General features: G+C 41.6%; 17 protein-coding genes. 8 read left to right on the forward strand and 9 right to left on the reverse strand.

What is annotated here, in order from left to right; all coding sequences use genetic code 11:
• From Q0502_RS07330 to Q0502_RS07370, 9 genes are all read right to left on the reverse strand, one after another.
• A partial coding sequence (locus tag Q0502_RS07330) for a Xaa-Pro peptidase family protein (protein ID WP_298649063.1) occupies positions 1-897 on the reverse strand: 897 nt, incomplete at its 3' end.
• A 125-nt stretch (positions 898-1,022) separates the two neighbouring features.
• Positions 1,023-3,284, reverse strand: a complete 2,262-nt coding sequence (locus tag Q0502_RS07335; RefSeq protein WP_298649066.1) for a hypothetical protein — start codon at positions 3,282-3,284, stop codon at positions 1,023-1,025.
• A gap of 21 nt (positions 3,285-3,305) precedes the next feature.
• The gene (locus tag Q0502_RS07340) at positions 3,306-5,228 is read right to left on the reverse strand and encodes an alpha-L-fucosidase (RefSeq protein ID WP_298649069.1); all 1,923 of its coding nucleotides are present in this window, start codon (positions 5,226-5,228) and stop codon (positions 3,306-3,308) included.
• 79 nt (positions 5,229-5,307) lie between these two features.
• On the reverse strand, positions 5,308-6,216 hold the full coding sequence (locus Q0502_RS07345; protein WP_298649072.1) for a hypothetical protein: 909 nt from the start codon (positions 6,214-6,216) through the stop codon (positions 5,308-5,310).
• A 41-nt stretch (positions 6,217-6,257) separates the two neighbouring features.
• A complete protein-coding gene (locus Q0502_RS07350; protein WP_298649075.1) occupies positions 6,258-6,389 on the reverse strand; it encodes a hypothetical protein in 132 nt (43 codons plus the stop codon).
• 23 nt (positions 6,390-6,412) lie between these two features.
• Positions 6,413-7,618 carry a DUF4998 domain-containing protein gene (locus Q0502_RS07355; protein WP_298649078.1) on the reverse strand — a complete coding sequence of 402 codons (1,206 nt, stop codon included), beginning with the start codon at positions 7,616-7,618 and terminating at the stop codon, positions 6,413-6,415.
• Positions 7,619-7,664: 46 nt separating this feature from the next.
• On the reverse strand, positions 7,665-8,879 hold the full coding sequence (locus Q0502_RS07360) for a DUF5000 domain-containing lipoprotein (RefSeq protein ID WP_298649081.1): 1,215 nt from the start codon (positions 8,877-8,879) through the stop codon (positions 7,665-7,667).
• A 38-nt stretch (positions 8,880-8,917) separates the two neighbouring features.
• Positions 8,918-10,816 (reverse strand): RagB/SusD family nutrient uptake outer membrane protein, encoded by a 1,899-nt coding sequence (locus Q0502_RS07365; protein ID WP_298649084.1) that lies wholly within the window; start codon positions 10,814-10,816, stop codon positions 8,918-8,920.
• A gap of 63 nt (positions 10,817-10,879) precedes the next feature.
• Positions 10,880-13,990 carry a TonB-dependent receptor gene (locus Q0502_RS07370; RefSeq protein WP_298649088.1) on the reverse strand — a complete coding sequence of 1,037 codons (3,111 nt, stop codon included), beginning with the start codon at positions 13,988-13,990 and terminating at the stop codon, positions 10,880-10,882.
• Between the two features lie 492 nt (positions 13,991-14,482).
• Here Q0502_RS07370 and Q0502_RS07375 point away from each other — a divergent pair, with 492 nt between their 5' ends.
• The 8 genes from Q0502_RS07375 to Q0502_RS07410 all read left to right on the forward strand — a co-directional run bounded on the left by Q0502_RS07375 (position 14,483) and on the right by Q0502_RS07410 (position 21,246).
• Positions 14,483-15,178, forward strand: coding sequence for an ABC transporter ATP-binding protein (locus tag Q0502_RS07375; protein WP_298649091.1), 696 nt, complete (start codon positions 14,483-14,485; stop codon positions 15,176-15,178).
• A 46-nt stretch (positions 15,179-15,224) separates the two neighbouring features.
• On the forward strand, positions 15,225-16,358 hold the full coding sequence (locus Q0502_RS07380) for an FtsX-like permease family protein (protein ID WP_298649094.1): 1,134 nt from the start codon (positions 15,225-15,227) through the stop codon (positions 16,356-16,358).
• Positions 16,359-16,393: 35 nt separating this feature from the next.
• Positions 16,394-16,783 (forward strand): four helix bundle protein, encoded by a 390-nt coding sequence (locus Q0502_RS07385; protein ID WP_298649097.1) that lies wholly within the window; start codon positions 16,394-16,396, stop codon positions 16,781-16,783.
• 70 nt (positions 16,784-16,853) lie between these two features.
• Positions 16,854-18,125, forward strand: coding sequence for an ABC transporter permease (locus tag Q0502_RS07390; protein ID WP_298649099.1), 1,272 nt, complete (start codon positions 16,854-16,856; stop codon positions 18,123-18,125).
• A 98-nt stretch (positions 18,126-18,223) separates the two neighbouring features.
• Positions 18,224-18,958 (forward strand): outer membrane lipoprotein-sorting protein, encoded by a 735-nt coding sequence (locus tag Q0502_RS07395; RefSeq protein ID WP_298649102.1) that lies wholly within the window; start codon positions 18,224-18,226, stop codon positions 18,956-18,958.
• A gap of 33 nt (positions 18,959-18,991) precedes the next feature.
• Positions 18,992-19,381 carry a four helix bundle protein gene (locus Q0502_RS07400; protein ID WP_298649104.1) on the forward strand — a complete coding sequence of 130 codons (390 nt, stop codon included), beginning with the start codon at positions 18,992-18,994 and terminating at the stop codon, positions 19,379-19,381.
• Between the two features lie 120 nt (positions 19,382-19,501).
• Positions 19,502-20,065, forward strand: a complete 564-nt coding sequence (locus Q0502_RS07405; RefSeq protein ID WP_298649106.1) for a TetR/AcrR family transcriptional regulator — start codon at positions 19,502-19,504, stop codon at positions 20,063-20,065.
• Positions 20,066-20,085: 20 nt separating this feature from the next.
• On the forward strand, positions 20,086-21,246 hold the full coding sequence (locus Q0502_RS07410; RefSeq protein WP_298649108.1) for a hypothetical protein: 1,161 nt from the start codon (positions 20,086-20,088) through the stop codon (positions 21,244-21,246).
• Positions 21,247-21,376 lie beyond the last annotated feature (130 nt).

Here is a 21,376-nt window from a genome sequence, read left to right on the forward strand (position 1 = left end):
AACAACCTGTCCGGCAGGTTTCCCTTTTACAAGTAAATCTATGGTTTTTTTATGAGCCTCCAAACCAAACTCAATTAAACGTTTCTTTCGTTCCGGAAGGGAACCAATTGAAAACGGCAAACCCACACTGGATGAATAACCGCTTACTCTTGCTCCAATATTAAGCTGAATTACTTCATTGGCTACAATTTTATTATGTGTAGGCCTCGAAATAGCATTGTTGGTAGATGCTCCACAAAAACAATATAATGAATGTCCTTCATATTCTCCTCCATATTTATATATCTCACGTTGAGCAATTCCTATAACCTGGAGTTCAGTCATTCCCGGCTTTATTTCATTCAAAATAGCTTCCACCGCAAGTTCTGATATCTGATACGCTTTTCTCATACAAGCAAGTTCGTTTTCACTTTTCACGAACCGGAGAGGCCAAAGAGTCATGTCGGCTTTTACTATTTCCGCATTCGGGAACTGTTCTTTTAGAGAAGTGTATACGGGGAGGGATGTAATAGCCCATCCCACAATACCTATTTTGTTAAGGTATGGCAAATTATACTTTTCTGACAAGTCTTTATAGGTAATAAAAGACATACCAGGAGCATCGGGTTCTGCTGATTCTCGATACTCAATCATCTTTTCAATGTGCTTGAAAAAACTTCTGTCGGATGCATACAAATCACTTTCAGGACCGACCAGTAAAATCGGTTCTCCATCTGCCGGCACCAGTATTGCAGCGGTTTCAAATACCGGCCAGTATTCACTTAAGTATCTTACAAATGCCATATCCGATTCTGTGGCATGTACCAAACAGGCATCCAAACCTTCTTTTTTAATGTTTGCCTGAAATTTCTTAATTCTTTCTTCGAATTCACTTTTTGGAATTGTTGTTGTGTTCATAATACATGAATGATATTAATAATAATTTCTTTTAAAACGAGTAAACAAGTTCGGACAAAAAAATCGCCCTCAGACAGGTACAATTGAATGTAACTCTACAATTCACCTGTCATGCGGATAGTGGTTTAATTAATAATTTTTGCTGTAGCGAAAATATTGAGTATCTCTTCCTTAGTAAGATTATTTATTTTTATGTACCGTCGGTCACTCACCGGAATAATAGTATTATCATTCGAATCGGTTATGATGGATTCTTCTTGACCTAAAGTTTTATATAAAGTAATATCGGACAATTTCACCGGTAACAAAAGTTTCTTATTATCGGATATATGCCAGTAAACCACATAATATTCTCCTTTTCTCTGGAATATAAAAGCTCTGACTTCTTTACTGCTGCCGGCCACGTCTGTAATTTGTTCATAAGGAACTAATTCAGGGCGGCCTTCTTCATCCAATAATAAATGATGTTCCTGTTCTAAATTCTGTAGCCTTTTCTTCTGATCTTCAGTGAGCCAATGCTTGGCCCTGACCTCCTCCCATCTTCGCACTACTTCCATGTTGTCCGGGGTTCTTGGATGGATTTCAAATGCCCGGAGATTAGCATGAATAGATATAGGGCAATCCCAAGCGGCTGCCACACTGGTAACATACTCTAACATATCCGGTTGGGTCCCTATTGTTGTTTCGCTGGGAACCCAATAGCCGAGCCAGCCAAAATTAATTCGCGTAAAATCCTGTCTCATCCGGGGAGCTTCTTCCGCAGGCCATTTTCGGGTCTCCTCTTTCAACACCTCAGGGCTAAAGACATCAAAAGCATTTCCTCCACTTAACATATGCCAGCTAAAATGAGTTTTTGCAGCTCCCTCTGCAAATAAAGGCTGAGGATTTAACCGTTTGAAAACTTTATACTGAGCTAATGCTACATTGATACCGAATGGAGGATTTACTCCTTCAGAACCGTCAAAATAGAAGAATTGGAATCCCGCGTCGTAGATGTTTACAATTTTTTCGGCAATTTCATCCTGCAAGCTCGTCCTTTGATCAATATAAACACTGGTAGCCCCAAATTCACTGACATCCAGTATGCCGATGGAATGTCCCTTGGGCAGACTATTAATTATAGTATTGTCTATGCCTCTTACGCATCCTGTAAACATATATGGCCGGGTAGTCGTATAATTTTTGTAGGAAATAAGCTCCGTTCCAACCTTTAGAACCCTGCATCCGTCGGCCATAGTGCTTCCATCAGGATTCTGTTCGACAAATAAAATAGAATCGCTGCTTCCTAAATTTTCTGAAAGATTGAAGGTTCTTACAAGATTTAACCTATAGTCCGGAACAGGGGTTACATATTTGCTTCTCCTTCCGATATGTGAATGAAGCAAATGTACCCCCGGGGTAATACCCGCGGCCTTGATTTTGTCCAGCATCTTTCTCAAATCTTCTTTACCGTTTGGATAGAGTTTCTTATCGATCTCATAGTTTCCGATAAGGTCATAGCTTCCAAACCCCTCAAAGGCTGGATAATAGATACTCATCGCCCTAAAACCACCCATCAGGGTATATTTAATATGAAGGTCCACATTACCGGGATTTATATTGGTTGTCCAATAATACGAAGCATTGATCAAATCACTTCTACGGCTTTCTACACCCTTGGGTAAATTAAAGTCTTCTTCTATTTGTGCAATATTATCCAGTAATTTATTAGTTTCAGAGACTATTAATGCGGCACCGGTTCCTTTAAATTTGATATCTTTAATAGCACTTGCTCTTAAAATATTGTACCCGTGGCGTTTTTCAAAATCAATATAAGCATATTCGTCTGTCCCTAATACATTAATAGCCGCCTTATTATCCCAACTGACATTCAGCCACTCCCCAAAATTCTCTCTGTTACGCACGGGTAATTGTAAAAGGCAGACTTCAGTGGCAGGTGGCGGAGTTATTTTAAGATAGGAAGGATAAATACCCTCTGTAATAAAATCTTCAAGACTAAAACCTATATAGGCCGGTGTTTCTTTCACCAAAAAAACTGCTTTATAAGGAATCCATTCAAAACCTACAATTAATTTATTTCCTTCCCGGTAAATTGTATCGGCCTGAAACGTTTTTTTTTTATTCGGATGACCCAATTTTATCTCGTTATGGTAGGGTCTTTCTTGGGTCACGGAGAAAATAGCGATCTTTTCTCCGTGCATTAAACATTCTTCATTAGTGGATTTAAGAATCAAACTTTTAGTAATAGCATCACTCCCAATAACTAACTTAAATTGCTCGTTTTCAATAACAACATCATTTCTTTCAATACTTTTTCCATTTTTTTGCATACATGATATCAAAAGAATGTGGATCAGTATAAATAGCAGGATAATAATTTTTTTCATAAACATGAATTTTTAGATCGTTTATATTTCTATTTTAATTTGTTGCTCGAATACTATCAAAGAATAACCTTTACTTTCAGGTACACTTACTTTTGTATATCCATTTAAAACTTCAAACGATAATTCTGTTTTTTCAGGAGCTAAATAAACCTTACTGAATATTTTATCATTATTTCGAAGTATAATTTTGACATCATGAAGCTCAACCCCTTCTTCAATCATTGGGGTATTACCACGCATTTCCGGAATATAAGAGAATAAATGCACCATTTGTCGATTCGGTTGTTCAGTCACAAATACTCTGGCAAATGCGGGTAAATTTTCAACCTTTACAAGTGGTGCCGAATGAAATGTGTTCAGGACATTTGAGAATAATCTTCTCAACTCGACAGACGCCTTTTCATAATATCCTGAAAAAATCTTATAACTAAAATGAGCAACTTTACCGTTTATTGTCAAAGCTGGTTTATCAGTAATTTCTTGCGGTGGATTGTAAAAAAATGCATAATTGCCATCCCAGAGCCGGTTTTGGTAAGGTTTTATCAGAATGGCTTCTATCCTTGTACCCTCAAGAACTTGCACATCGATTCCAGAAGAATAAAGTGAAAGCGGCATTTCAGGTAACCCCGAACTGAGATTTTTTCCAACGGTAAAATAGGCCGGATTCAAATCGTTTTCACCCATATATTTTATTCCCCATTCTTTTTCAAGTTCAAATCCGCTTTTTTGGATATTCAAGCCGGAAATCCCGGTTGAAATAACAGATCTGCCCGCATCAATATGAGTTTTTACACGTCTTGCTATCTCATCAGTAAATATCACGCTATCGGGAAAGATAAGCACTTGGTATTTCGACCAGTCCGACGACAACGTTACCACATCAAACTGTTGTTTTAATTCACAGAGGATCCGCACCGCACTGCGTAATTCCATATCATTACGCAAGTTATGAATGGTTTTAGGATAAACGATACATATATCTGTTACCGGTTTTGCATTATCGTACCATTCCTCTCTGGCTTGCAGCTCTGTATAAATTTTTTCTATCCGGTCTAAAACAGCGGTTTCCAAATCGCCACGCGGATGGAAATGCCCCCCTATATTAGGTCGCATCCCGTTTGCCAGTCCGTACAGTAATTCGGATTTAATTGCCTCTTCGGGCAGGAGCCCACCAAAATCACCCCAATCGTAAAACCGCCCGGTCATATTTATCACAGGCAAATCGCCCAGGGTACGGACATAATGAGCCATCACGGGCAAAAATTCGTAACCGTCGGAAGCCGGCAAACATACCACATCATAATAATTATTGATGTCCTTCAATTTTTCGTAGGACGGATAATTATTGGAAATGAGCAATCCGGGGTTTATTTTCTTCGCCTCTTTAGCAATTTCCTTTGCTAAACGTATAGCCGAGGCTTCAGAAAAGCGTGTCACTGAATCCAGATCCGACCAATCGATCCCGTTTTCTTTCATTTCCCTCACACAAACAGGACAAACGCATGGATAACTTATCAGGCAGTCGACCATCAGCCCGGCAATGGCATAATTACTTACGACTTCCTTCACCATTGCGATCAGATGGTCGCGGTAGCCCGAATTATAACACATGGTACGGACATGCGGGGTTAAACGGGGCTCACGCAATGACCTGCCATCGAAATATAAGGTAGTCCAATCACGATGGTACAATCCTTCCTCATGACTGATACCCGCATTGAAATAAGCGGCCAGGGCAATCCCCTTTTTATTGCAAGCCTCAGACAGTTTCCCGAAAAGATCGTATTTCAGTGAGGGGTGTTTTATCCCGATACGGGTGTCATAATATGCCAATCCCTGATTGCATCGGGCATGAAATACAAGATAATCTACACCGCAACGTTTCACCCTTTCGGTGAAAGCTTGCACATCAAAATTCTCACCCACATCAGGGACAGACTTCATCGTATGATTATCATAAAACAAGCAATATTTGGGTTGATGCATCATTTTATTTTTTTGAACTAATTTTCTGCAGCTTCGTTCAGACTTTTTCATCGCCATGTTCGGCAATCCATTTTCGTGAATAATGAACTGCTTCCAGGTCTAAATCGCAGAGAGGTGTACAATGAAAGATCATCCCGTCGATTTGTTCCTGTTTGAATTTTTCAAGTGCGAAATCCAGTTGCAGCTTCATCGATTCCACGGTGATTGGTTTGCTGTTACCAAAATCCCACATGTAAATCCCGAGAAGCGTCGGTTTGTCGGGAACGATATCCCGGTATTTTTTGAAATTATCTTCCAGTATAGCCAGATCATTGGCCCACCATGTCCAAAACGATACGACGTCAAAATGATCGATATGTGATCTGATCCCGGGATGGAGCTGATGGGTATAAAGGACTACTGCTAATTCCGGTTTTTGCTGCAGGCGTTGCATTTCTTCCCGGAGGTCGCGAACCTGTTCCACTGTCAGGCAGGCAGGAGAAATATTACTCCCCGCGACGGGGACAGCATTGCCAAGAAAATAATCGTCCAGATAAAATCCAGTAAGGTTCGGCATCTTTTCGAGCAATCTGAAGGCCTCATGCTTTTGTTGTTCATATGTGTATTTTTGGGGAGGCCCCGACAAGATACTCCAGGCAACACGTTTAGTATCGCCAAACTGCCTGATATATTCATCGAACGGCGGTTCAGGCTTGCCCAGATAAGTTACAACACAGACATTCGGAATACCCATAGACCGAATCGCAGCTGACATGCCGATATTATTACCTATTGGAATATTATAGTGTCCATTGATCGTTTCAGGTTCATGCCCCCACATCCAAAACCGATCGCGGAGTGTCTCATTGCTTGCTTCTGCCCTTTTTCCGCACGCCATTAATTGCGGTGCCCATGTTACTACTGCAGCAGTTAGCGTTGCGCTTCTCATAAATTCACGTCGTTTCATATTATTGTTTTCTAATTGGTTTGTTCATTAAACTTTTCTGTTCAAGCCTCTTTCGTCGCAATGTTCGGCGATCCATTGCCGGAAATATGGTGGATATGCAGTTTAATTTCGGTATAGAACTGATGGACATAAAGCACTACCGCCAATTCCGGCTTTTGACTCAGGTGCTGCATTTCTTCCCTCAGGTCGCGAACCCTTAATTTTTTATTAGTTCGAATTTCCTGAAGCGTAGTTCCTGCATACCTACAATACTTCCGACAATGCCCAGCGAGATGACTGATGGCTCGTCCAATGTAAAATTACATGTCACCACGGTCCCATCAGCCAATCCGGCACCTATACTTGTCCACGACAATGCCACTGTTTCTACCAGATCAACATCCGGCAGCACGATACCCTTGTTGGCCACGATATATTGCTTTAAACTGTTCACAAGCGCGGTTGTAGATTGAACCGTTACCACCAACGAATAAGTCCCGGCAGCCAATTGGAGCGTTTGGTATATTTTCCCGTTCGTTATACCGGAAACGGGACTGTAACCTGTCCAACTCCAGAGTACCAGAGCATACTGGGCAAAATTGTCCACTGTGGCGTTCTGCGCGGCAGCGGCATTCACAGTCCAACCGTAAGCATCACCGAACCGACCTTGAAACCACCATCCCCTGTCTGTCACTTGAAATGGTCTTTCCGTATTTATTAATTCGGAGGTAAAAGTGATCCTATCCTCATTGGGAGGTGAATAAAATGTGTCGATTGCTGTCGGAGTAGGCAGATACTTTGTACGATAAGTAAACGGGTAATTGACATTGAACCCGGCAATCGTGTTGGATATGATTGAATCGGCTATAAAAACAGTTTTCGAATTTTCCGAATCATCTTTGTAGTTCAGTTCTATCCCCAGTTCAGTATCATCCACAGTAGGATACCATTGAAGATGAAGTCCATCATTATCAACCGACTTACTTCTTAATGTCCGGTTTAGCAGGGATTTTTCATAATTCTCGCCATAGACCATTCCTTCCGCTTCAACAGCCAGGGAGGAGTGCCCTAAGTCATCGTACGATATTACATTAAAAATACAATTTGACTCGATCAGGTTGTCTATGATTACTCGGACAGTATCGTTGGTATAACTTTGTCCCGTACCAACAGGTACTGTGATGGAATCCAGTATTCCCTCCTGGCTGTAAAGGATTTTACAGGAGGTAACTTTCGGGTCGGTAAGGGTCCATTCCAATTGAATCCTGTTTTTCCCCGGGCGTGTTTTTAATGAGTCCGGTTTTTGGGGATAGATTTTATCTTCATCTATGTACTTTTTATAGTCGTCCCATTTACTGCATGCTGGTATAATGATCAAACAAAAAATGATCATGGTCAGATACCATTGTATTTTACTTTTCATATATTTTTATTTATTCAATTTTTCTTATCAGTAATTTCATCCTTGTCTATTCCTTAAGATCAGTTCCATAAAAAGCAACCTCCATCACGTAAAAGCATTTTACTTTTGCCCAGATCTCGGTCACTTTCATCCGGATATAACGCACACTTGGCACATCTAGGGGAAACTCAAACTCGTGACCATCAAAACGTTCCCGCATATCTTCTTCTGTATTTTGGCCGGACGGTAAACCAGACGGTTTTTTAATTTCATCCGTAAGTAAAAGTGTCCAGGATTCATCGAATGCACCGTTCGGGTTAGGATTCATACTCCCCCATATCTCAAATTTCCTGATATTACGATCAGCATAAGGAGTTGTTCCCGACGGCGGCATGTCTCTTTGCCAAACTTTAAAGCGGCTCAGCCTGGCGCCTTCCAATATTCCCAGGTCAATTGTAAAATATTGTGGCCAAACGCCATCTATATCAGTATGAAAACCAGCTTCATCATTTATTCCACTCCCTGTCACCCCGTCCCAAAGATTGGGTAAGACCCAACCCCATGCAGACTTAACATCACCCGGCAAATTTACCTGTTTGAAATTAAGACGCTCTAATTGCTTCTCCAGCAACGGGGTCAGCACTTTAACGATCGTATCAGTCATATTGTCCCACCGGTCGCGGATATAAACCCCGAATGTCGTTTCTTCCGGATCAAATCCCCGTAAGGAAAAGGACCCCTGCTTCACTTTTGTATAGTAGGTCGTTCCCGAGTTCCAGTAACCGGTACTGTCTATGTAAATAAGCGAAATGGCCAGATCGGCTTCAGTCGGGTTCTCGTATATCACAGTAGCACCTCCCCAAGTTTTAACCAAGGAAATGTTCTTAAAAACTCCCTGGAAAGGAGGTTCCAGGGGTTGTACCTCGACGGTTATCGGTTTTGATGCCACGTCGCTTCTGCTGACGGAATAAACATTAACCTGATAAACAGACGTGTCTGCAAATCCATTGATTGTCAGTGTATTTTTATAGTTAGATGCCTTGACTTCACGCAAAACGCCGCTAATCAGACACTCGGCTTTTATATAGGCAAGGTTCTGGTCGTCGGGCATATCATAAGTCAGTTTTACTGCTCCGGGAAGCGGCTCTACCCGGATGTTGGATACCTGTCCAGGTGCTGCAGGGTCGGATACTATCGGGACCCTTTCATTTTCCTCACTGCATGAAATTACCAGCAATAGGCCTGCGAGTAAAAATGAGATAAAATGTCTTTTTATTTTCATATTGTCCATAATTTTAATGCGTATCAGTTGAAATTGAATTACCATCCCGGGTTCTGGTCCAGGTTAGGATTGACCGATAGATTATATTCCCGGATAGGCCACAAATAATCCTTTATATTAAAGGAACGGGTAAATAAAGTCCGGACACGATAATAAGCGGCAGTCTCATCCTGATCGATATCCCATCCCTGTACCGGTTGATTGTGCCATATTTCTTTTGCCCGTTTCCATCTCCTGATTTCCCAATACCGGTGACCTTCATTAGCCAACTCAATTAAACGTTCCTGTTGAATAATGCTTCTAAACCCTTCTTTCGTTGTATGCTTGTCTTTTCTGGATGCTTTTGCATATTTGGGCCAGGCTATTTCCACAGGTTCTAATCCGGCACGGTCTCTTACTCTGTCGATATAACTGTAAACTTCTTCTGAGGGACCCTGGGCCTCATTCAGTGCTTCGGCATAAAGCAGGTATAAATCAGCCAGGCGCATCACTGGCCATGGATAATCGACCACCTGATAGCCGGCGCCGGCACCGGGTAAAATCACATTCTGATAATGGGCCAGCTTTTTGCAGTAATAACCGGTAGTCGAATAGTTGGTCAGCAACCTTTTTCCTGCCGCCTGGCCCTGTTTCCCCTGAATATCCCATTGATCATCCACATCGAACTTGCCGATCCCATACCACAATCCGCCATCGAACCCGAGGTTGGCGTAAAACCGGATTTCCCGGTCAAAGTTAAGAACTGCCGTTACAGTGCCTTCCTTGATATGGAACTTGTCAACTTCGGTTGCCTTTTGTGTTTTGTACCTTTCCACGTATTTCCCGGTAATTTCCCATTCTGCATCTTCATCAATCGGGACACCGTTTTTGGTGTAAAACATTTCTGCAATCCGAAGAGGAGGCGCCAACAGCGATCTTGTAGCTTCATTCTGCATGTTGGCCGGGTTAAGGGTGGCCGTGGACAACCTTTGCAGCCAGTCGGATGTGCTGTTCGGATTCATCCAAACCACTTCTTTGTTATAGTTATAGTTGTTGTCGGCCACACTGTTCCGTATACTCATCTGGGTAAGAATCTCAGGGACGAGATTTTCTGAGATATTTGGCAGGTATTCATATAAATGGAAACCGGCCAAATGACAGGTATCAATGGCATTTTTACAGGCAATAGCTGCTTTTTCCCATTTATTATTATCGAATGTCTGGTTAAAGTACTGAACACCGTCTGCTTTTCTTATAAAAGAAGCATAGTCGGTATTTCCGTTAAACAAAGGACTGGCCGCCTCAACCAATATTTTTGCCTTTACTGATAATACGACAGGTTGCGTTGCCCGTCCGGTCTCAGTTACTTCGTTTTGCAGTTTTAAGGGAAGATCGGGAATAGCCTCATTCAGTAAACTGACAATATAATCGAAGCAATCATCGACCGGTTCCCGTTTAACCTGTACCTCTTCAATGCCGGAAGATACCGGTAGATTTTCCCTGATCAACGGGATGGGACCATACATCCTGAGAAGCCAATAGTGGTAATAAGCTTTGAGAAATTTTACCTCGGCAATCCATCTGTCTCTTTCATACTGGTATATTCCAGGTACTTTGTCAATTTTCTCAAGGAAGGTGTTACAGTCTCGTAGTGCTACAAACATACTTTTACTGCCGTCCCAATAGTTCAGCGCAGGTTCGGAAACGTTTTGGTTCCCCCGGGCGATATATTCAAATACCGTACTATAAAAATATATGGGTAGCTGAGGATAAGGTACCCAAAACTCGTCACATGCCAGAAATGCCTGCGATTCAGGATCAGCATGTCTGGGCATGTAAGAATAACAGGTAAACAAGAATTTTTCGGCCATTGTCCTATTGGTAAAAGCATTATCAATGGTAGCAATATTATCGGGTACAACATCCAGATAATCTTCACATGCAGTATAGGTTACCATAAAAAATAAGAATATTAATCTGGCAAATAATTTTAACTTTATATTTTTCATAATTAATTACTATTAAAATGACATAACCACTCCTATGTTATATGACTTTTGGATGGGGTAGCCTAAGCCATTACCACCCATTTCAATGTCCCAAAGTTTAAATCTGCTAAAGCAAAGAAGATTGGTTCCGTTTAAATAAAACCTCATATTGGATAAATGAAGTTGTTTCATTAAGTTAATTGGAAGTGTATAGCCTATTTCCAAAGATTTTAAACGAAGGAAAGCCCCATCTCTCATAAACCATGTACTATTAGGAGAACTATTATTCCCAACTATTGTCGGACTCAAACGTGGCCATAAGGCGTATAAATCCTGATTATCTTCCGACCAATGGCTATCTGCATAAGCTTTGAGCAACTGAGTTTCATTATTGAACGGAGAGGTCAATGCGCTATTAATCCAAAAACTGGAACGGGCAGAACCCTGAAAAAAACAAGAGAAATCAATATTTTCATATCCGGTAGAGATCCCGAATCCATACATGATTTCCGGATCGGTTGGATATCCGATAGGTACCGCATCTGCGTCGGTAATTTTCCCATCTCCGTTTACATCATGATACTTAATATCTCCCGCCATATAGTTACCATACGTTTGTACCGGAGAATTGGCAATTTCCTCCTCGTCTGTAAACAGACGTTCGGCAATTAGTCCTGTCCGCTGGGAGAGTGATAGACCTACATGTTGCCGGTAAGATTCCTTGTATTTTGGTTCTTCATATACCAGATATTCGCTAGTAGCATAGGTAAAGTTTGCTCGTGCTTTTAGCCAGAAAGATTGTCCGATAGTGGTGGTAAAATCAAGGGATCCGTCAATCCCCTGGGATTTGGCTTCACCCACATTCGCTCTTTCAATGGTAGTTAATCCCATCGTTGTGGGAATTGACGCTCTGTCCATCAGTATTTTGCTACGGTGTTCCTTAAAATAATCGGCTTCTATGGTGAGTTTTTCCCATAAACCCAGTTCAAGCCCGATATTGGTTTTCCTAGCAACTTCCCAGGTAATATCTTCATTGGAATTTCTGGTAACTAAAACACCATTAAGAGAATAATAACTACCGGGAAATCCGAATCGAGCGCCTCGGTTCACGTTATTCATATCCACATTGGACAGGTAAAAAAAACGGTCGTAGTCACTGCCGATGGCATCGTTCCCTACTAACCCGTAGGTCCCTCTAAGTTTTAAATTGGAAATGGCATCGGAATGCCAGAATTCCTCGTTGGAAACTGTCCAGGCCAAACCGACTGATGGAAAAAATCCGAAACGGTGGGATTTGGAGAAACGTTCACTTCCATTATATCCGAAATTAAACTCTCCGAAATATTTTCTTTTATAGGAATATGTCATCCGCCCCGATAAACCTAAATTCCTATGCGGCAAGGATAATTGAAGATCCCCGGCATTTCCCGTTAAAGAATTACGCATGGTGTAAACAAGCATTCCGTTAATGACATGATGTTCATTGAATGTTTGGCTGTAATTTGTCATGAACTCAATATAGGTAGAAGAACTTACCTCTTTTATCCCTTCCTGATAGCCTAAGTATTCAGTCCCTGATGTTTCGTTTAATGCGGCTAAAGTGTAAATGTCGTTTGTTCTGTCATAATAACCGATATTATAGAAAAAGGGATTATAAAAGCGAGACACGTCAAAATATGAATAACGGGAAGTGTTGAATAAAGCCCTTATGGATAATCCTTCTGTAATAAAAGACAAATTCTGTTTCAACTCAAATTGGGCATCAATTTTTGTACGAGAGTAATCTTTATATCCTTTCACCATTTCTGCATACGGATTGATATACCCTGCATCTTTTCCATAATTCCCAAATAAAATATGATTGGTTGATCTGTTTACTTCATCCGGCTCATAGTATGGAGGAAATAGAACAGGATTGCTGTGCATCACTTGGTTATAAACAGTTGTCCCACCATTGATCGGACCGGTATAGTCGTCAATAACTGCTGATATACGAAGGGCTGCCTCTGTAGTATGGGTAAGGTTGAAATTTACATTCGATCTTAGGGAATAGGTCCTTAACTGAATATTATTGTTAAAGTTATTTCTTTTGTCTATTTTGAAATTACCATTATCCTGATTGAATGTTGCTGCTAAATAATAACGGGCAACTTTTCCGCCACCGGTGGCGTTAAGATTGACCCGCTGTACACTGGCATAATCTTCAAACATTTCATGGTACCAGTCAGTGGCCGGATAGACATATGGATTGGTTCCGGCAATGGTATTATCTATTTTTGTACGAGAATATGGAAGTGTTCCTCCAGGGTCACGGGTTAAAACAGCTTCATTTGCCAATTTCATATAGGTTATAGGGTCAGCTAACTCTATTTTCTTGGTTGGAGTAGTAAATGCATTTTCTACCCGAATGGATACATTTAATTTACCCTCTTTCCCCTCTTTGGTTGTGATAGCAATAACTCCGTTTGCTCCCCGGGCTCCATAAACGGCCGTGGAAGTTGCATCTTTCATAATTGAAAAATTTTCAATGTCATCCGGTTGCATGCGAGCCAAATCCGTTCTGGAAACCTCTATTCCATCGATAAGGATTAACGGATCTTTTTTATATCCGAAAGTAGTAACCCCGCGGATAAAAAAATCAGCATTGTCAGCACCCGGTTCACCGCTTCGCTGATAAGAGATAATACCGGCAATATTTCCGGCCAGCATGGTGGTCATATTACTGGAAGAGACTTTCTTTAGTTCTTTAGAACTGATAGATGCAACAGATCCTACCACATCCGTTTTTTTCTGTTTACCAAATCCTATCACTACAACCTCATCCAATTCACTTGCTTTCTCTTTTAATATCACATTCAATTCTGTTTGATTATTTACATCAATAGTTTGGGATTCCAATCCAATAAAAGAGAATGTAAGCATATCAGCCGGTTTCACTTCAATAGAATAATTTCCATCATTATCCGTAATTACTCCCTTTGTAGAACCTACAACCGTGATAGCTGCTCCAGGTAAAGAATGACCCTGCTCATCAAATACTTTTCCTTTGACAATAATATTTTGAGCTATCGCCTCAAAGGATATTATCCACAAAAATGTTAACAACAATCCTTTCCAAAAAATTAATAAATTTCTGTTTTTCATTTTTCATACATTAAATAATGATAATAATTACAAACTTGGTCTGATGATATACTGAATTTGAGTTACACTATCCTGCTATCGTCCCTATTCAGGAGCTATTTATTAATTAAACTAAATGAAAAAACCTAATTATGAGTAAATTTTTGAATATACACGGGATATTAGTATCTTGTCAATTGATATTATATTGATTTTAATGCAAAGAAATGCTTATTTGCCTCCATCTATATTATAATTTGCGAATAAATCATTGTAAATTGCGTAAAATAAAATAAAATATCTGGCGATTTTTACATATTGTAATTTTTCAATCCATATCCTGCACGGCAGATTCTGAAAATATACCAATCATAATTTTTGCATCACCAATACAATTGATAAGATACTTATCCTCCTATTTCTTCAAAAAATATACTATTTTCTATATTTTATAATAATTTCGTATATTTGCATAGAAATAGTATAGTTATAGTAATAATAAATACGAAACAAATGAAAGAAAAAGAAGAAGTTGTCGGCTTACGCGGGATGATGAAACGTTTTCCTGTGGGAAACGGCTTTTTCACGGCGCTCGACCAAATCGATTTAAGTATAAACAGGGGGGAGTTTCTCGGTTTGGTCGGTCCCAGCGGATCGGGAAAGACCACCCTGCTCAATATTATCGGTACGTTGGATATTCCTTCCGAAGGAGAAGCTTTTGTCCTGAACCGGTCTGTCTCTTCGCTGACGCCGAAAGAGTCGGCGGAATTAAGGAATAAAAGTATAGGGTTTATTTTCCAAAGCTATAATTTGTTGCCCGTATATACGGTGTATGAAAATATCGAATTTGCATTGCTCTTGCAAAAGAATTCGAAAGAAGAGCGCCATAAAGCCGTAACGGATGCGTTAGAATGGGTAGGGCTGGCAGACAAAGCACAATCGCGCCCCTCACAGCTTTCCGGCGGCGAAAGTCAACGGGTAGCCATTGCACGCGCCATGGTGAAACGCCCGGCGATTGTATTGGCGGACGAGCCTTCGGCCAATCTCGATGCGAAAAATTCGCATACGATCCTGCAAACGATGCGCAGGCTCAATGAAGAGTTGAACACCACGTTTATCTTTGCCACACACGACGAAAAGGTGATGCAGTACCTAAAACGGATCATTTACCTGGAAGACGGGAAAGTAGAAAAAGATTCGGTGATTTAAGATTTAAGATTCAAGATTCAAGATTTAAAATTTAAGATTTGGCGTGATGCTTATAAGAACAGCAATTAAAAATATCCTGGGGGCAGGCAGGCGCACATGGTTGAATGTAGCCGTATTATCGTTTGTATTTGTATTGATGGTCGCTTACAACGGGATATTCGATAGTTTCATGAAGGATGCTCTCACAAGTGCGCACGAGTGGGATACCGGTTACGGCCAACTGTGGAGCGAACACTACGACCCCTATGACGTGTTCACTCTCCAGGATGCCCATGAGCCTGTCCCGGAAGCACTGAACCAGTCCATTATCGATCAATCGATAACACCCGTACTTCTGTCGCAAGCAACCGCATACCAAAACGGTAACATGCAGAACATCCTGTTGAGAGGTATCGATCCGGAACAGCAAATACTGAAAATACCGTCACACCAATTAGCAGGAGATGAAACAGGTACGATAAAGGCCGTCATCGGGAAGAGGATGGCTAACACACTGAAAGCAAGACCCGGCGACAACGTGCTTATTCGTTGGCGTGACAGGCATGGCGCGTTCGATGCGAGGGAGATTGTCATTGCATCGGTTTTCGATTCCAACACGGCTACCATCGACGCAGGACAGGTATGGATCAGCCTCGACAACCTCCGGCAGATGACTCAAATGACGGGTGAAGCAACGTATTTCGTGCTGTCGAAGCAAAGCCGCATCAAACAAGACATCGGCACATGGGTCTATAAAGATATGGATTTCCTGCTGAGCGATCTATATCTTATGGCGCAAAGCAGCAGGATAGAATCAGTCATCATTTTCACGATCCTGCTGGTGGTCGCTTTGTTATCGGTATTCGATACACAGACACTTTCCATCTTCCGCCGTCAAAAAGAGATCGGCACCTATGTGGCTTTAGGAATGACGCCCCAGCGGGTTACACGGCTATTCACCCTCGAAGGTACTTCATACAGCATCCTGGCAATCCTCGCCGGTTTTATATGGGGCGCACCTTTTTTATATTGGTTTTCGAAAACAGGGCTGAAGCTGCCAGAAAGCTATTCCGAAATGGGGTTAGGCATGCGCGACGCCATATATCCTGTCTACCAACCGGCATCGATACTGACAAGTATCATTCTGATTGTCGCTCTTTCAATGCTTATCAGCTATATCCCCGCGAGGAAAATTATTTAAAATTCAAGATTTAAAATTCAAGATTTAAGATTATAATGGCAAAAATAGAAAGATTTGAAGATTTAGAAGTTTGGAAAATTTCCCGGGATTTCGCCAAAAGCATTTATTTGGTGCTCGAAAATGATGGATTCTTACATAACTTTCGTTTCAGAGATCAAATTCGCGCTTCGGCCGGTTCTATCATGGATAATATAGCCGAAGGTTTTGAACGAGAAGGAAATAAAGAATTCATTCAATTCCTTTTTGTGCCGAAAGGATCATGTGGAGAAACGCGTAGCCAGCTATATAGAGCTTTGGATGTAGGTTACATTTCGGAGGAAGTGTTTCAACCTCTCTATCAGGAATCGGTAAGGATTTCTCAATCATTATCCGGATTCATTCAATACCTGAAATCATCCGGAATCAAAGGACCGAAATATAAATAATGGATATTCAAGATAGCGGACGATCATTCACCCAATATTAAATCTTGAATATTAAATTTTAAATAAAATCATGCATAGATTTTTGTGGAAAGGAATTATAAGAGACCGAAGCCGTAGCCTCCTGCCGGTACTCGTAGTAACGATCGGAGTCTTTGCCGTCGTCTTCTCGTACGGGTATATCCAAGGAATGCTGGATAACATGATCCGTACGACCGCCGATTTCCAAACGGGACACCTGAAAGTGGTTACCCGGGCTTATCTGGAAAATGAGGAGCAAAAACCCAACGACCTTGCCCTGCTGGGGGTAGACACTTTGCAAAAGAAACTAACGGAGGAATTCCCCGAAGTGGAATGGACACCACGCATCTTTTTCGGAGGACTACTCGACATCCCCGACAGTAACGGCGAAACCAAAGCACAAGGACCTGTCTCAGGAACAGCGTATGACTTGTTGAGCCCCGGCAGCCACGAAGCCCGACGGATCGGATTGCAACAGTCGCTCGTAGCAGGGCATGTTATACAACAGTCCAATGAGATTATTATCAGCTATGATTTTGCCGATCGCTATCAGGTGCGACCGGGCGATACGGTTACGTTCTTCGGATCGACCATGTACGGATCAATGAGTTTTGCCAACTACACGGTGGCAGGAATCGTCCGCTTTGGCATCGGCCAACTCGACCGCGGCGCCGTTATCCTCGACATCTCCGACGCCCGCCTTTTATTGGATATGGATAATGCGACAGGTGAATTATTCGGCTTTTTACCCGGCGGCCTTTATAATAAGGAACAGGCAGAACACGTAAAGGAAAGTTTCAACCGACAATATACCGACGTGACAGATGAATATGCCCCCGTTATGGTGCAACTGGCCGATCAGGATTTCATGGGACAGATGCTTGCTTATATGGATATCGTCTCGTTGGCGATGGTAATCCTGTTGGTCTTCGCCTTGGCAATCGTGCTGTGGAACGCGGGTATACTCAGTGGCATCAGGCGCTATAATGAATTTGGAGTGCGTCTGGCAATGGGAGAAGAAAAAAAGCATATTTACCGTACACTCCTGGTGGAATCTTTATTCATCGGAATCATAGGCTCGGCCATCGGTACCGCATTAGGAATATCTCTCTGCTATTACCTGCAAGATCACGGGATCGATTATAGCGCGATGATGGATAGTGTGAATATGATGATAGACCCGGTCATCCATGCCCGCGTTACTCCTGAGTTATATTTTATCGGTTTTATCCCCGGGGTCTTGTCTATGCTTATCGGTTCGGCGCTGGCGGGGACAGCTGTCTATAAACGGAATACGGCGATGTTGTTTAAGGAATTGGATTAAAAGATTTAAAATTCAAGATTCAAGATTCAAGATTTAAGATTTAAGATTTAAGATTTGTGAGATAAGAAAATTATGAAATTATGAAAAAATAAATTTATATGAGAAAGTTAATTGTATTATTATTTATAATCGCTTTTACGGTTTCTGTTTCAGCACAGGATGCGGAACAGATCATTCAGGAGGTCGATAAGAATATTTCGGCGAAAAGTCAAATCGCGGAATCGACGATGACGGTACCCGGTAAACGCAACAGCCGCACGATGACCGCTAAGAGTTACACGATAGGAGATGAGAAATCGTTCACGGAATATCTGTCTCCACCACGCGAAAAAGGCACTAAAATGTTGAAGTTGGATAAAGAGATGTGGGTCTATTCCCCTTCCACCGACCGTACCATCATGATCTCCGGGCATATGTTGCGCCAGTCGGTCATGGGCTCCGACCTTTCTTACGAAGACATGATGGAGGATCGTAAACTGACGGAGATGTACACGCCCTCCCTTGCCGGAGAGGAAACGATCGAAGGACGCAAGTGTTATGTGATTACACTGACGGCAAAAGTGAATGACGTTGCGTATCATTCTCAGAAAATGTGGGTGGACACCGAACGCTTCGTACCTTTAAAACAGGAACTTTATGCCAAAAGCGGGCAACTACTCAAACAGATCAGGTTGAGTGACATCAAACGCATTCAAAACCGCTGGTTTCCTATGAAGATGGTCTACCAAGATATGCTGAAAGACGGCAAAGGAACGGAATATAACATTACGCACATCGAATTCGACAAAGACATTCCCGCGAATGTTTTCAGCAAAGCAAGTTTGAAACAATAGAAATTTAAGATTTAAAATTCAAGATTTAAGATTATGTCAAAGATAGAGCGATTTGAAGATTTGGAAGTCTGGAAAATGGCTCGTTCCTTTTCGAAGAAGATATATTTTATATTAGAGAAAGAGTTCTTTTCGAAAGACTATAGATTGAGAGACCAAATAAGAAGTTCTGCCGGGTCAATTATGGATAATATTGCAGAAGGATTTGAACGTAGTGGCAACAAGGAATTTGTTCAATTCCTCTTTATTGCAAAAGGTTCTTGTGGGGAAATTCGCAGCCAACTATACAGGGCATTGGATATTGGATATATCTGTCAGGAAGAATTTGAACAATTATATCAGGAAGCATTACAAATATCTCAATCCTTATCCGGATTTATCAAATATCTAAAAACTTCCGAACTTCGAGGTTCAAAATATAAATAAAATCTGAATTGAAACAACGTTCGGCGAAACCAAAATCAACGTGTTCAATTAACGATCCTCGTGGCCCAATTTTGAATCTTGAATTTTGAATCTTGAATCTTGAATTTTGAAACAAACAATATGACTAAAAAAGAACAAGACATACTGATAGCCGGTAAAAAGCTATTTTTTAAATACGGACTGAAAAAAGTGACGATAGAGGAGATATGTACCGAGGCAAACGTCAGTAAAATGACGTTTTATAAATATTTCCGCAACAAAACAGAACTCGTCAAAAAGGTGTTTGACACGCTTTTCGAGGCTCGGATAGAAATTTATCTGAAAATGATGCGGTCTGACATCCCTTTTTCCGAAAAAATGAGAAAGATTCTTGAAATGAAAAGGGAAGGATCTGCCGAAATAAGCAAAGAATATATTAAGGATATACATTCCGGCAAGGAATTTTCGGCATTCTTCGACCAATGGATCCAACGTTCGATGAAAGTGGCGATCGATAGTTTCGCCGAAGCACAACAAGAAGGATACATACGAAAAGATATTAATCCGAAACTTCTGTTGGTGTGGGTAGAGAGAATGGCGGACCTGTTAAGCGATCAAAGGGTATTGGATGAATATGAAAGCCTACCCGATCTGGCGGAGGAACTGGCAAAACTGTTTCTTTATGGAATTTGCGGTGAGAGATAAATAATAAACGACAAGTCGGGATGAACAAAAAAAAGAAAATTTGTTACTGGAGTATCTTATCAGGCCTGTTGCTTGTAATTCCTTTGCAAGCGCAACAAGATAGTTTGCAAAACAAGCCCGGGCCTTCATTGCGGTTTAGCGGGCAACTGTCGGGATGGGGACAATACTCGCCCGATATTTCCACGCAGGTATGGCTGGGCGGCCGGTACATTCCCCAGGCAAACTTCGGAATTCCAATCAAAGATTCAAAGCTGATCGACTTCGAAGCGTCCGCCAATATTTTCGGGGATGTGGACATCAACTCATTCAACGACTTTTCCCCTGAAGGGAACATCAAGCCTTACCGGGCATGGGCCCGCTATTCATCCACAAGAGCGGAGGTACGACTGGGATTGCAAAAAATCAATTTCGGATCGGCGCAGATGTTTCGACCGTTAATGTGGTTCGACAGCATGGATCCGCGCGATCCGCTGCAACTCACCGATGGTGTCTGGGGAGGCCTATTTAGATACTACTTTCCGAATAATACCACCTTCTGGCTATGGTCGCTCTACGGCAACGTTAACCGTAAAGGGTGGGAAATACTACCTTCCTCCAATTCGTTTCCCGAAATAGGCGGAAGAACCCAGATACCGATCCCCAACGGAGAAGGAGCGCTGTCGTATCATTTCCGAAAAGCGGATGCAAGCCTTTATGAGTTCAAAGAGATAGCCGAAAACCGCTTCGGTCTTGATGTGCGGCTCGATGTAACCGTAGGACTCTGGCTGGAGACCTCATGGACATACCTGAATCACAACATAGGCGAGTTCACCAACCAGCAGATGATGACGCTGGGAACGGATTATACCTTCGGTATAGGAAATGGATTGAATACAACGTTCGAACAATTTTTTTATTCTTACAGTGAAAAAGGAATCGATCCGGACAATGCGCTTAATTTCTCCGGCCTCAGCCTCTCCTATCCACTCACGATGTTCGACAATTTTAGTGCGATGGTCTATTACGACTGGAAAAACCGGCATCTTTACAATTTCCTCCACTGGCAACGACAACTGAATCATTTGACTTTCTACCTGATCGGGTACTGGAATCCCAGACAATACGCCATACCGTCACAAATGGGTGCATCCGACCGTTTCGCAGGGAAAGGACTCCAATTTATGGTGGTGTGGCATCACTAACTAAGATTGATCATCGATCAACGATCTGCTCTATTATTAAAATAAGGAGGGGAAACCCCAAATCTGAAATCTTGAATTGTAAAAAATAATTGAAAAGTAGTCCACTAAAATAATTGAAAAGGTTACCACC

This window comes from uncultured Proteiniphilum sp., from assembly GCF_937873925.1.
Taxonomy (GTDB): domain Bacteria; phylum Bacteroidota; class Bacteroidia; order Bacteroidales; family Dysgonomonadaceae; genus Proteiniphilum.